Source organism: Parashewanella sp. 2210YD4-3 (assembly GCF_056591735.1).
Genome location: NZ_JBWQOG010000006.1, coordinates 108888 through 122888, shown reverse-complemented (window position 1 = coordinate 122888; position 14001 = coordinate 108888). Strand labels below are relative to the sequence as shown.

The following is a 14001-nucleotide window of genomic DNA, read 5'->3' as shown; positions in this document are numbered from 1 at the left end:
GCATAGGTTCAATTTACTCGCCAGAAGCGCCAGAATGTGGTTGATGGAATAACTCGCTGTTAGCTTTGTGAGTTATTTGATATATTTTGGCAGCATAATAATTATTCGGAAAGCTACCGCATGAAAGGGAAAGCTACATCTCTCGACATTGCCCACCTTGCAGGTGTCTCTCAATCTACCGTTTCACGAGCGCTTAGAAATAGCCCTTTGGTAAAAAAAGAAACCATTGATGAAGTGAAACGCATTGCCAAGGAACTGAATTATAAAGTTGATAAACATGCGAGTAGCCTTCGAACCCAAACCAGTAATACGCTGGCACTATTGATTTTTGCCGACCCAACCTCTGATAATTCTCTGATCAACCCTTTTTTCTTATCCATGCTTGGCTCAATTACCCAAGCCACTGCAAAAAAAGATTATGACTTACTGCTTTCTTTCCAACAACAATCCGATGACTGGCATGCTGATTTTGAAGATAGTCACAAAGCGGATGGCCTAATTTTATTAGGCTATGGAGATGCCGTTGCTTTTGAGCCGAAACTCAAGCAGCTTGAAGAGCAAGGTACTCATTATGTTCGTTGGGGACCTCAACTGGCTGAGCATCCTTCTGTCTGTTGCGATAATAAAGATGGCGGCTTTCAAGCGGCAACACATTTGCTGAATCAAGGTCATAAAAGAATTGCCTTTATTGGCGATGCTTCTGTGCATTGCCCTGAGTTTTTTGATCGTTACCAAGGCTACGCCGAAGCCTTGATCAGATCAGGTGTACCGATTGAGCCACGATTGCAAGCTGATGCCATTTCAACTGAGCAATCAGGGTATGAAGCTACCTTGGCTTTGTTAGATAGTGGTCAAAAGTTCACTGCATTATTTGGTGCCAGTGATTTAATTGCCATTGGCGCGATTAAAGCGCTAAAAGAACGCGGTAAGCACATTCCCACTAATGTGAGCGTGATTGGTTTTGATGATATTCAAATTGCTCAGTTTATGAATCCGCCGTTAACCACAATCAGACAGGATACTCATAAAGCGGGTGAAGTGTTGGTAGAGGTACTGATTGATAAAATTCAGGGCAATCAACAACAGCAAGTGATGCTGAGCCCTGAATTAGTAACTAGAAACTCATCTAAAGCGGTTTAGTGCCTAATCGCTGTTGCATTGAAGCTGTTAATGCTTTGATTAATGGCTTTGAAGTGAGTTCTGAGTTGTAGAGCAGAACTTGAACACTGTGCGCTGGAACTGAGATATTTGATTGAGCATTAATATCAATCTTTGCACCAGTAATGGCATTGTCCCAACCACCAGTTTGGATGTTATTAGGCATAGAGAAAGTCTGATCCTTATCTCCTTTATTTAACATCACCAACGCTGTTTGGTTGACTCCATTATGCTGATAGACACGGTAGAACATCGCTTTATCGCCTTGTAATTCGACATTCAATTGAAGTCCTTTTTGTAAGGCTATGTTGTCTCTACGAACTTTTGCAATCTTCTTAAGCTCTTTTGCAATTACGTGCTGTTTGGCTTTATTGATGTTGTTAACACCATAGTAATTACGGTTACCAAAATGCTCACCTTTACCACGCATAAAACCCATTTCACTGCCGTAGTACACCACAGGAATACCACGAGCCGTAAACAGCCAATTATGTGCATCGATAAAGCCGTTATCACTGGCATTCATCCTTGGCATATCATGATTGTCGTAGAAAGTACTTAGCTCGTACGGGTTTGCATAAGGGCCTTTAGTTAAATGAAGCTCTGAGCTAAGTGCTTCAAAGCCTTTACCATTGGCAAATACGTTATCCATGGCCTGTTTTAGTGGAAAGTCCAATACACTCATACCGCCAAATTCAGGGTAGGTGTATTTGGCTATTTCGTTAGCATCGTAGGAGTACACTTCTCCAAACATAAATAGGTTAGGATGCTCTGCACGAATTGTTTTACTGAACTGTCCCCATACCTTGGCTGGAACGTGCTTTACCGTATCTAAACGCATCGCACTGGCGCCTTGCCCAAGCCATTGCAAATAAGCATCGGTAAAGTATTTCAATGCTTGTGGATTCTCAACATTGATGTCAGCCAATTGAGCTAGGTCTGGCTTGGTGTAAAACCAAGCATGCTTAGCGTTGGTCTTTGGTGATAATTCGGCAGGTTTGAGGTTCAGATGATCCGCCACCAACTTACCGTCTTTGTCAAACAGCTTACCGAAATCAAGCTGTGCTTTTGGCATAGTGTAAGCAGGAGAACCGTGATTGATCACTACATCAATAATGGTTTTCAAGCCATGTTTGGCAAGCTGTTGGTTGAGTTGTTGATAATCCAATCCTTTTGAAGGTAGATGCTTATCCAGCTCGTAAAAATTTACGCCCCAATAGCCATGATAACCCGACTTACCTCTATCCATGGCAAAGCCTGTCGGCTTAATTTCATCACCACCAGTAAAGGCTTCTGCTGGGTTTTTAATGATTGGCGTCATCCAAATGGAAGTAAAACCCAAGTTTTTGATGTAATCCGCTTGAGACAATAAGCCCTTAAAATCACCACCTAGGTAGCCGACATTGGCTTTATCACCATTTGGCCAATTAAGCGGTTTGTTAAAACCCGTTTCATGCTCAAAATTATTGTTTTTATCACCATCAACAAAACGATCGGTAATAACAAAATACACATTTTCTTTGGCGAACGGATGCAAAGTGCCGTAAAAATCTTGCGCTTGTACGCTAGAAAAACTAGCCGCAATAGAGATACCTAATATTAACTTTTTCATATTCAGTTACTCGCTTTTGGCTGCGGTGACTCTCAGGGTTAAAACACCTGAAACCATAAAACTGATGGCACCAATCAGTAAGGCGTAAATAGGTTGGTTTTCAAATCCAATTTTTAACAATACACCCAGTACGCTGGCAGCAAGCAATTGTGGGATCACAATAAAGAAGTTGAAAATCCCCATATAGACGCCCATTTTCTTCGCAGGCAGTGAGCCTGCTAACATGGCATATGGCAGCGAAAGAATAGAAGCCCATGCAAAACCAACACCGACCATAGAAATCAGTAAGTAATCAGGATCATCAATCACTAAAAATAGCCCTAAGCCAGCCGCACCTAAGAATAAATTGCTTAAGTGAGCTTTTCGCAAACCAATGGTTTTAACCACAAAAGGAATGACGATGGCAGCTAACGCGGCAAAACCGTTGTAGGCCGCAAACAAAACACCCACCCAATTTGCGCCGTCATTGTATGCTACAGATGAGGTATCGGTTGAACCGAAATGTACTGAGGTAACCGCAGCTGTGGTGTAAATCCACATGGCAAACAGAGCGAACCAAGAGAAAAACTGTACGACCGCAAGTTGTTTCATCACTGTCGGCATTGAGAGTAAATCATCAAAAACTGAATCGAAGCCCGACAGCTGAGCATTATTTTTGCGACGCAGTGCCACAATAAACTGCAGCAAACCAAATACCACTAAACTGATGGTTAGAACATAAAGCTGTTTGTCCCATTGGTTTGAGAAAACCATAAAAGTTGTCAATAAGCCTGTCGCTAACCAACCAAAGCCATTTCTGAAATACACTTGTGCAGCAATCTGTGGAGTAGACTCATTTTTCGAATCATCTTCTTGCTCAAAGCTTGCAAGTTCTTCTGGTGAGTATTCCTTCGACGAAAACACCGTCCAACCAATAGCACCAAGCAAAACGACAGCGCCCGCATAAAAAGAATATTTGACGGTATCAGGGATCACACCTTCAGGTGCCTGATTATCAACACCAAACTGCGCTAAAATCCAAGGCAGCATAGACGCCACGACAGCACCGATACCAATAAAGAAGCTTTGCATCGAATAGCCCTTTGGCTGCTGCTTTTTCGGCATGTTGTCCGCAACAAAGGCTCTGAACGGCTCCATAGAAACATTAATTGACGCATCTAAAATCCATAATAAACCCGCCGCCATCCATAAGTAACTGGCATTTGGCATCAATACCAAGGCTAAGCTGGTCACAATGGCACCGTATAGGAAGTAAGGGCGACGACGGCCAAGTCGAGTCCACGTTTTATCACTCAAATGACCAATGATAGGTTGGACGATTAATCCTGTTACAGGACCTGCAATCCACAAAATAGGGATTGCATCCATCTCTGCGCCCAAGGTTTGAAAAATGCGACTCATATTGGCGTTTTGCAGCGCAAATCCAAATTGCAGACCTAGGAATCCGAAGCACATGTTCCAGATCTGCCAAAAGCTCAAATGCGGCTTTTCGTTCACCATTTGGTTTTCCTTATTATTGTTTTTGCTTTCTTGCTTTTCAGCGTTATCGCAATGGTAACGAGCTTGTTACGGTAGCAACAGCTCTTTACATACGTATTCACAAGCTAACATCAATTGATTGGCTACCTTTCCAAATCGAATCAATGGTTAGTTGGTTGTTTTTCCATTTGAATTTAACGAGCTTGCCATTAACCATAACTTTTTCAGGTTCATTGCGAACATTGTGAATTTTTAGCGTTAATGCTCTTTGCTTTACAGCTTGTTGATATTGATTGAGTTTTCTATCAAATTGGAAAGATAATTCCTTACCATTAAATCTAGCCTTAAATGATGCCAGTTCATATTGACCTTGCTCGATGCTTTTGGGGTTACTACCATCATCATCGAACATTTGCCCTGAAGCGTGTTTGACACTTTCATCATGGTAATAATGCAGAGTGAGATTTTGAGTTGAATAATCTTTGGTAGATTGTATTGGCTCAATCATAGGGACAAAGCTTCCTGCTTTAACCATTACTGGTAGGGTTTCTAACTGAGTAGGAACCAATACAGTCTTTCCACCTCGATATTTGGTGAGATTAAAGAAATCAAACCACACACCTTGTGGAAGCTGTACTTCTACTTGCTTAACAGCTGGGTCAACGACAGGCGTAACTAAAAACGCACCACCCCAGAAATAACTACTGGCATTATCAAAGCTGCGGTTATCTGAATCAGCAAACATCATAGGGCGCATCAGCGGTAACCCTTTGGTTGAGTTCTCGAACGCCAAGGTATAGTTATAAGGCAGTAATTGATAACGAAGCTTAATGAACTTTCTCACGATGTCTTTGGTTTTTTCATCGTGAAACACAGGCTCTGGGGCAATGTTATCTTGCGCGTGTGGGCGATATACAGGTTGGAACACTCCGTATTGCAGCCAGCGGGTGTAAAGCTCTGGATCAAATTTTTCACCACCAGCAAATCCGCCAAGATCGGAGTGAGTATAAGCTAAGCCCAGCATTCCCATTTGTAGACTCAGCTCAACTTGAGGTTTTAAACCTCCCCAACTGCGGTTTACATCTCCCGTCCATGGAATCATGCCATAGCGTTGCGAGCCAACAAAGCCAGAGCGCATCATGATCATAGGCCGCTGTTCTGGCTGCGCTTGTGTTAACTTCTGGTATAAATTTTTCGCCCATTGATGACCATAAGCATTATGGATTTCATTGGCGGTCACTTGAGTGGAGCCTGTTACTGAATTCAGCGTATGAACAGTGTCATGGGGATGAACTTCGGGCTCGCCTAAGTCTCCCCACCAACCCGCAACGCCTTGCTTTAGAAGCGGTTGGTATTTTTGCCAAAACCACGCTTGCCCTTTTTGTGAGAACACATCTACAAGCCCTGTGTTACCAAAATAGAAATCCCACGTTTTAACTTTTCCAGCAAAGTTTTTCGCAAGTGCATCCGCCGATACCGCTTCGTCCCAACGCTTTGAAGTGGACAAAATGAATGGCTCAGTGATCAATACAGTGTTGACGCCTTTTTGCTTAAAGTCAGCAATCATTTTTTCAGGCTCAGGGAAGCTGTCTTTATCCCAAGCCAGATTGCCCATGGTGCCTTTGATCTCTTTACCGAACCAAAATAAATCCAGAACTAAAGCATCAAGCGGGATGTCTTGGTCGATAAACGCATTTACTGTATCTTCCGTTTGCTGCTGGGTTTTATAGCCAAAACGTGAGGCGAAATTCCCCAATGCCCAACGAGGTGGCATAGGTTGACGCCCCGTGACTTCAGTGAGGTTTTCAATCAGTTCTGGATAGTCTTTGCCTGCTGCAACAATGTAAGCTGTGCGACCGCCTTCAGCTTCAAATTGCAGAACGTCAGATTCTGTCTTGCCGATATCTAGCCAACCGTTAGCGGTATTATCAAAAATCAGTGCGTATTTTTTATTAGACATCACCGCGGGCAAACCATAATACATTTGCTCGGCATGAGTGGTGTAACCGTAGGATGCTTTGTTGTACAAAGGCAGACGTTGACCCCTGCGATCCATACCCACAACTCGTTCGCCACCGCCTATCAGTTTTTCATTGTCGGCTAACTTAAAGCGGAACCCTCGAATACTGTCATGAGCAATTAACCCGGAATCTTCCTCAAGTAGAAGTTGTCCATTGTGGTGATAACTCAACTTAAACGGGCTGGCTTGAACCTGAACGATAAGATCATCTAATTGATATTGAAACCCTGTTTTCGTTTTGCTTAAGTTGCCACTGGTGAATGCTGCATGTTCATCAATCGAAAATGACGGCAGCTGCTTCATACCTTCAACTTGATAATGGACACTGACTGCTCCGTCGCCAATAGCATCAATAACGATTTGATGCTCATCAGTTTTTAGCAGCAACTGCTTGCCTTTAACAAACGCAGATTCTAATTCTGCAGCTTGAATTGCCGAAGTTACGTTTAATGCGATGGCAACACACAGTGCGACCTTTTGAAGCCTTTTTATTGTTTTCATTGATGTACTTCCTACTTCTGCAATTCAAGAATATAAGACTGCAATGGCTTCATTGTTAATTGGATGCTTCCTTTGCCGTTAACCACAACAAGCAGCTGTGATGTGCCAGAAAGCTTATCTATCATTGGATATTCACCGTCAGCCAACTGCCATGCTGACACCAGATTTTTAGGTAGTTGATAACTCAAGTCTGAGCCTAAGTTTTCTGAAAAATTACTGATCACCACCAGCTGTTGCTGTTCATCAAAACGGGCGTAGCTGTATAACTTTTGGTGGTAGCCTTTAGCCGCTTTATTGGCTTGATGCGTTGAAACGTAACCTCCCATTAACGCCGTTGAGCTCTTGGTAAAGGTCAACAAAGTACGATAATAATTTTGCAATGCTTTTTGCTCGTTCGAAAGCAAAGCGCCATCAAACTTACCGCCGTTCATCCATTGTTGATGCGCTTTCACGCCCCAGTAATCAAAAATCGTGGTGCGGCTGGCTTTACCAAACCCTGCATCTTTAGCCGCTTTTTCACCCACGGTTTGACCAAAGTAAATCATAGTTGGGCCTTTGCCTATGGTGGCTGAAACTACCATTGCAGGCAGGGCTTTTTCAGCACGACCAGCAAACTCAGGGCTGGCGATACGCTGCTCATCGTGGTTTTCTAAAAAGTGCAGCAAGTTTTCATCAATATCAGCAAATTTAGTGGCGACGTCATCAAGCACGTCAGTATTGCGTTTGTCTTGAATGATTTCTTTTAAGCGATCGTACAAGTCCACTTTATCGTAGAGGTAATCCATTTTACCAAGATGGATGAAGTCACGATAAATCTTAGGTTGATAAATCTCGGCCAACAAAAAGGCATTTGGATTTTGCATTTTGATGTGACTGTTGAGGTAACTCCAAAACTCAACAGGTACCATTTCTGCCATGTCATAACGAAATCCGTCGACGCCTTTTTCTGTCCAATATAGGGCAATGTCTTTGAACTTTACCCAAGAACTTGGCACCGATTGCTGTTGCCAAAATTTAAAGTGTGCTTGGTGATCTTTTTCAGCGAAACTTTCTGGCAAGCGAGGGAAATCATAGCTGCCATCAGGGCGAACACCGTAATTTACCTTTACGGTTTCATACCAATCATAAAAATGAGGCTGGGCTTTACGTGAACCATTGCCCGTCCACTTAGCAGGGCTTTCAACAAATTTACCATCAATCAGTGGGTGCCTTTCACCACCTAATACCTGATAGCCATCTAAGCTAGTTGGCAGTTTAAAGTCTTCATCTTTTACATAATAAAAATTATTGTCTTTGTGATAAGTCACTTGAGTGTTATCACTGGCACCAAAATCTTCAACGCCTTTAGGCTTAGTCAAAGATTGATAGCTACGTGCAATATGATTTGGCACGATATCTATGATCACTTTTAAACCGTGCTGATGGGTACGCTCAATTAGGGCTTCAAATTCTTGTAATCGCTTAGCAGGTTCGACGGCTAAATCAGGGTTTACATTATAATAATCTTTAACCGCATATGGTGAGCCAGCGCGACCTTTAACCACTTCTGGATCATCTTGGCTAATGCCATATTTGCTGTAATCAGCGACTAAAGCATGATGTAAAACACCCGTATACCAAACGTGGCTAACGCCTAACTCTTTAATTGCACTCAGAGCGGTATCGTCAATATCCGCAAACTTACCGACACCGTTTTCTTCTTTGGTGCCCCACTCTTTATTGGTGCTATTTTTATTACCGAATAAGCGAGTGAACATTTGGTAGACAACAGGTTTCTTTGGCTTAGCGGCTTTCTCTGTGGCTGTGATTGGTTCTGGTTCCGTTGAGGGTTTGCAGCCCGCCAGAAAAATGCTGGCGGTAAATGTAGAAAGTAAAATGAGTTTATTTTTCATAGTAAACCTTATGGCTAGCGATAGAGCTAAGCACTTTGCTCAAACATATGGCTTCATGCTAATGAGCTTTGTTCCAAATGTATTTTTGAATACGTATTCGAAATTAAAAAATACACTTAACTAAAAAAGCCCTGCACAAGGCAGGGCTGGAAACTTACTAGTAATTACAGAGAGTAATTAAAGCCTAAGAAAAATTGACGGCCAAAGTTTTGGATTGTGCCGGTCTGGTGTTTCTTACCAAAATATGTTTTGTTAGCTTCGTCAGTTAGATTGTTCACCTGAAGTAACAGTTTTAAGCCATTTTCAAATGCATATGAAGCTTGATAATCAAATACTGTTTCAGCGTCGAAGAACGCTAATTGGGATTCAACAGCGACTTGCTCTGAAACATATTTGCTACGATATCTCATACTTAAACGTGTATCAAAACCATCTAATGTGTAGAACAACGTGGTATTTAGTACATGTTTAGAGAGACCTGGTAAAGGAATGTCTAAATCTGAACCGCTTAAATTAGTTGTAAATTTAACTTCACTGTCAGAGTATGAATAGCTACCTGTAAAGCCTATACCATTAAGAGGATCCGGTAAGAAATCAAACAGTTGAGTATAAGCAAGCTCTAACCCACGGATATACCCACCCTTATCATTATTGATTGCCGTCTGATATTGCCCCTCATTTTTAATGACATCATATGTAACGCCATTGTCTGTCACAGTATCAGGAACAATGAAGCCTTCTTTTTCAAAGTCAAAAGGCTGTATTGTGAAGTTATTAATAAATGATTTAATGTTTTTATAAAATAGCGCAAAAACAAACGCCCCTTCACTTTCTGAAAAGTATCGCTCATAAGACAAGTCAAATTGATCAGCATAAAACGGATCTAATAATGGACTGGTATTTCCCCAAGAGTTATAGACTTTGTATGTCTTTTCTTGAGGAGTGCCTTTGTTTACAACTTTGTCATGATACCAATTACCACGGCCAGATTTCAGCTTATCGATTGGCGGACGAGCCATGACTTTTGCCGCAGCAAAACGAATTTGATCATTTTCAGTTAAATGGAAGTTCAAGTTTAGTGATGGTAAGTAATCAGTATATTTTTGACCAACTTCATTACGGATGTAATCTTTACTGATTTTGCCGTTATCGTCAGCAATAGCTTCACCTAAACCGAAACCAACTTGCTGTAAACCAGATGAATATTGGTCGGTATTAACAACGCGAACACCAAGGTTACCCGTAACTTTAGTATCGCCTAAGTCAAAATCTAGATTACCCTGAACATAGCCAGCTAATACATCTTCATTCACTGAGCCACTTTGGATCATTGTCCAGCTGTTGCCCCAGTTAGCCGTTGGTTTAAACGGGCCTTTTCCACTTGCAGCAAGTTGTTTATTAACAAGCTCAACGGCCTTATCAAAATCAATTTTTAAGAAGCTAGGGAAACCTGAAAGCTCACCACCAAAATCTACTACGCTAGTCATATCGTTGGTCAAACGAAGAACAGGCTGATTATCTGGATTTTTGCCAAACTCATTACCGTATCCAGCTTGTGAGCGCTGCGCGTTGAACTCACGCTCTGAGTAACGTACGCCAAATTCAACTGAACTAAGATAGTCGTTATCAAGGCTATATTTAAAATCAAGCTTATAGGCCACAAGCTCGTTTTGTTGATCATAAGGCCACATACCAATTTGACGTAAGCCAAGCTTGTTTACATCGGTATAATCACCAGAAAAACTCGCAGTAGCGTGATTTAAACCATTCAAACGATAAGTTACAGATTCCGGAGTCCGAGTTTGAGCATCAATATCATTATAAAGAACTGCTCGTGTACCACCGTTTACGAATTTTCCATCAGCCTTTGAATAGCTAATGTCCGCCGCAATCGTTAGGTCTTCTCCATCATTCCATTCTACGTTAAATGCGCCAGATGTTAGGTCTGATAATTTTGTATCGTCATCATTTACAACAAAAACTGCAAAGTTACCGTTGCCTTCTGAAGAAACAGTACCACCAACCATTGATCCATCTTGGATGACTGGATTGGTGATTTTTCCATCTTTAAGATTTTTTACTCGGTAACCTCTTGCAAAGTTATTTGAGTCAAACTTCGAATGAAAAACATCAGTTTTGATGCTCCAATTATCATTAGGTTGCCAATGAATTGCAGCCATGTAGCCGTCACGCTTATCTTCACCACCTTTTTGTTGAATCTCAAAGCCTTCACTTATCGACTCTTCAGAACCATTGCCGTTTAAATCACGTTTTCCATCATTGAAGCGTAATCCAATAAATTGGCTCGATACATAAGGCTGGTATAAGTGTGAATAACCAGCTGCTACACCTAGAGTATCTTCTAAAAACTTACCTTGATATGAGAAACTGAGTCTATTACCAAATTTGTTTGCATCTGAAACTTGATCGGCACGATCATTAAAGGCACCACGCATATTAATGTTAAATGAGTGCTCTTTATCATTTTTGAGCGGATCAGCCGTTGTTAATTCAACAGTACCAGCAACGCCACCTTCGATGAGTGATGCTTTTGGCGATTTATAAACAGCCGCTTGGTTGATTAACTCAGAAGGATATTGATCAAACTCGATAGCACGCTTTCCACCAGTGGTCACCTGCTCTCGACCATTCAAGGTTGCGAAAACAAAGTCACCGTCTAGACCACGAATGTTTAGACCACTAGCTTGACCGCCTGTACGAACAGCTGTAACACCAGGTAAACGAGTCAATGCATCTGCGATAGATGAGTCAGGAAGTGCTCCTAAATCATCAGCTGAGATTGTTTCAGAAATCGTGTCGTTAAAACGCTTCGCATTAATTGACTTTATGATGCTTGTTTTAAAACCTTTTACTTCAATGACCTCAATGTCATCTTTTTGGGCTTCTTTTTCTTTTACTTGTTCATCAGCAGCGTAAGTATTTGCGCTTAAACCTGCTGAAAGAAGGGCAAGTGTTAATAGGCTTGGCTTAAACGGTGACATAGTATCTCCATATAAGTAGTTATTATTATTGATGGCTAAAGCATGGTTATACTTCGTTTCCATATGTCTGGTTTAGCCAACTCATGTCCCATAGCATTTAACGGCAAGCTATAGTTGTAAATTCATCACGGCTGAATGTTAATCAAATGAATGTATGGCTAACAAACTTCTACATACGTATTCAAAGACGGAATAATAGCAGTAAGTGCTTTTTATTAAGAGTGGGAGGAAGATTAATTATCAATATCGCAATAGCCAAAAACAAATTAACCAACTGAAAAATAAGAGCATAAATTTGTATCGAAGCTAGATTTTATTTTATTCAACTGCTGCTTTTTTGTATTGCAATTTATCATTGGCTAATTGAGAAAAGGTGGCTTTATTTTCAACTGAGATAAGGATTTTTCGCCAATATGTTAATTAACAAACATTTGTGTAAAAAATTACATTCAGTCTCCATTTTTAAGTGAAAAGAGCCGTTTTATCTTATCTTTTTTATTAATAATGAGCTCACCATGAAATTAAGTTACAAAATGGTTAATTATTGTTTGAATTCGTATGCACAATGACGAATCCAAAGGCATTGTTTACTATCTGCGATAATTTATAGGACCAGTAAGTGAATCCTCTATTTCATTTGCCTCAAACAAGTTGAGTATTAAACAATGAGCCAATCTGAGATCCAGTGGTGGCAAGGCGCCATGATTTACCAAGTTTATCCACGTAGCTTTGCGGATAGTAATGGCGATGGTGTCGGTGATCTAAAAGGGATCACCAGTAAACTGGATTACATTGCAAGTCTTGGTGTGGATGCCATTTGGATTTCACCATTTTTCAAATCTCCAATGAAAGACTTTGGCTATGACATTGCCGATTACCGCGATATCGATCCTCTCTTTGGCAATATGGCTGATTTTGATGAATTGTTAGAAAAAGCCCACGCTCTAGGTTTGAAGATCATGATCGACCAAGTGCTTAGCCATACCTCTAACGAGCATGATTGGTTTAAACAAAGTCGTAGCACAAGAGACAATGACAAAGCCGATTGGTATGTATGGGCAGATGCAAATGAAGATGGCACACCGCCAAACAACTGGATGTCGATTTTCGGTGGTGTTGCTTGGCAATGGGAGCCTCGTCGCCAGCAGTATTACTTACACAACTTCCTATCATCGCAACCAGACTTAAACTTTCATAATCCAGACGTACAGCAAGCTGTGCTAGATAATGTTGAATTTTGGCTGAAAAAAGGCGTTGATGGATTAAGACTTGATGCCATTAATTTCTGTTTCCATGATAAAGAGCTAAAGGATAATCCAGCTAAACCCGCTGACAAACGTCAAGGTCGCGGCTTTTCAGAAGATAACCCTTATGCTTTCCAATATCATTACTACAACAACACCCAGCCAGAAAACTTGGGCTTTCTTGAACGCCTAAGAGCTATGATGGATAAGTATCCAAATACGGCGGCTTTGGGTGAGATTTCTTCAGAAGATTCATTAGCTACTATGGCGGAATACACCGAAGAAGGTCGTATCCACATGGGTTACAGCTTCGAATTACTCACTGATGACTATAGCGCAAGCTACATTCGAGAAACGGTTAGTCGTTTAGAGGAAAACGTAACTTCAGGATGGCCTTCTTGGTCTGTGAGTAATCACGACGTTAAACGCGTTGCAAGTCGCTGGGGTAAAGAAGGTGTAAACCCTGAACAGTGCAAAATGATCACAGCATTGGTTGCCAGCTTAAAAGGCAGCATTTGTTTTTATCAAGGTGAAGAGCTGGGTTTGCCAGAAGCGAATATTGCTTTTGAAGATCTGCAAGATCCTTATGGCATTACCTTTTGGCCTACATTCAAAGGTCGTGATGGTTGCCGCACCCCAATGCCATGGGAAACCAATAAACCTAACGCAGGTTTTAGTGAAACCAAGCCTTGGTTACCAGTAGTAAAAAGTCACCAAGCACTAGCAGTGGATATTCAAGAAAACGACTCAGACTCGGTATTAAGCTCTTTCAAAAACTTCATGGCGTGGAGAAAAAACTATCTTTCTCTTATTGCGGGTGACATAGAGTTTATCGCTACTGAAGAACCCATTTTGATGTTTAAGCGTAACTTGAACGATGAAACCATGATTTGTGGATTCAACCTCTCTGAACAAGAAGTGAAGGTAACGATCTCAGAACCAATCCAATTACTTGAACATCCTATTCAAGTAAAAGCGGATCAAAAGCAAACTGAAATTATTTTCCCAGCTTATGGCGTACTGTACGCAAAATAGTTGCTGAGTTTAATTGTCACTAAAATGAAGTGGACTAAAAGGTCCACTTTTTAGTTTG

General features: G+C 41.3%; 7 protein-coding genes. 2 read left to right on the top strand and 5 right to left on the bottom strand.

Annotated features, from left to right (window positions below):
- The first annotated feature begins 120 nt into the window (after positions 1-120).
- Positions 121-1140 carry a LacI family DNA-binding transcriptional regulator gene (locus AC1EU0_RS10865; RefSeq protein ID WP_480302425.1) on the top strand — a complete coding sequence of 340 codons (1020 nt, stop codon included), beginning with the start codon at positions 121-123 and terminating at the stop codon, positions 1138-1140.
- On the opposite strand, the gene AC1EU0_RS10860 is transcribed toward AC1EU0_RS10865, so the two are convergent.
- The 5 genes from AC1EU0_RS10860 to AC1EU0_RS10840 form a co-directional block, all read right to left on the bottom strand.
- On the bottom strand, positions 1127-2770 hold the full coding sequence (locus AC1EU0_RS10860) for an alpha-amylase family glycosyl hydrolase (RefSeq protein ID WP_480302424.1): 1644 nt from the start codon (positions 2768-2770) through the stop codon (positions 1127-1129). The two genes, AC1EU0_RS10865 and AC1EU0_RS10860, sit on opposite strands and share 14 nt — an antisense overlap.
- Positions 2771-2776: 6 nt before the next feature.
- The gene (locus AC1EU0_RS10855; protein WP_480302423.1) at positions 2777-4270 is read right to left on the bottom strand and encodes an MFS transporter; all 1494 of its coding nucleotides are present in this window, start codon (positions 4268-4270) and stop codon (positions 2777-2779) included.
- A gap of 97 nt (positions 4271-4367) precedes the next feature.
- Positions 4368-6770, bottom strand: coding sequence for a TIM-barrel domain-containing protein (locus AC1EU0_RS10850; RefSeq protein WP_480302422.1), 2403 nt, complete (start codon positions 6768-6770; stop codon positions 4368-4370).
- 11 nt (positions 6771-6781) lie between these two features.
- The gene (locus AC1EU0_RS10845) at positions 6782-8662 is read right to left on the bottom strand and encodes an alpha-amylase family protein (protein ID WP_480302421.1); all 1881 of its coding nucleotides are present in this window, start codon (positions 8660-8662) and stop codon (positions 6782-6784) included.
- A 164-nt stretch (positions 8663-8826) separates the two neighbouring features.
- On the bottom strand, positions 8827-11664 hold the full coding sequence (locus tag AC1EU0_RS10840) for a TonB-dependent receptor (protein WP_480302420.1): 2838 nt from the start codon (positions 11662-11664) through the stop codon (positions 8827-8829).
- A gap of 665 nt (positions 11665-12329) precedes the next feature.
- On the opposite strand from AC1EU0_RS10840, the gene AC1EU0_RS10835 reads away from it, so the two are divergent.
- Positions 12330-13943: an alpha-glucosidase family protein gene (locus AC1EU0_RS10835; protein WP_480302419.1), complete on the top strand. Its 1614-nt coding sequence runs from the start codon at positions 12330-12332 to the stop codon at positions 13941-13943.
- Positions 13944-14001 lie beyond the last annotated feature (58 nt).

Bases quoted from the DNA above. Each gene is read 5' to 3' on its own strand.
- AC1EU0_RS10850 (WP_480302422.1), bottom strand. From the start codon at position 6,770: ATGAAAACAATAAAAAGGCTTCAAAAGGTCGCACTGTGTGTTGCCATC.
- AC1EU0_RS10835 (WP_480302419.1), top strand. From the start codon at position 12,330: ATGAGCCAATCTGAGATCCAGTGGTGGCAAGGCGCCATGATTTACCAA.
- AC1EU0_RS10845 (WP_480302421.1), bottom strand. From the start codon at position 8,662: ATGAAAAATAAACTCATTTTACTTTCTACATTTACCGCCAGCATTTTT.
- AC1EU0_RS10865 (WP_480302425.1), top strand. From the start codon at position 121: ATGAAAGGGAAAGCTACATCTCTCGACATTGCCCACCTTGCAGGTGTC.
- AC1EU0_RS10855 (WP_480302423.1), bottom strand. From the start codon at position 4,270: ATGGTGAACGAAAAGCCGCATTTGAGCTTTTGGCAGATCTGGAACATG.
- AC1EU0_RS10860 (WP_480302424.1), bottom strand. From the start codon at position 2,770: ATGAAAAAGTTAATATTAGGTATCTCTATTGCGGCTAGTTTTTCTAGC.
- AC1EU0_RS10840 (WP_480302420.1), bottom strand. From the start codon at position 11,664: ATGTCACCGTTTAAGCCAAGCCTATTAACACTTGCCCTTCTTTCAGCA.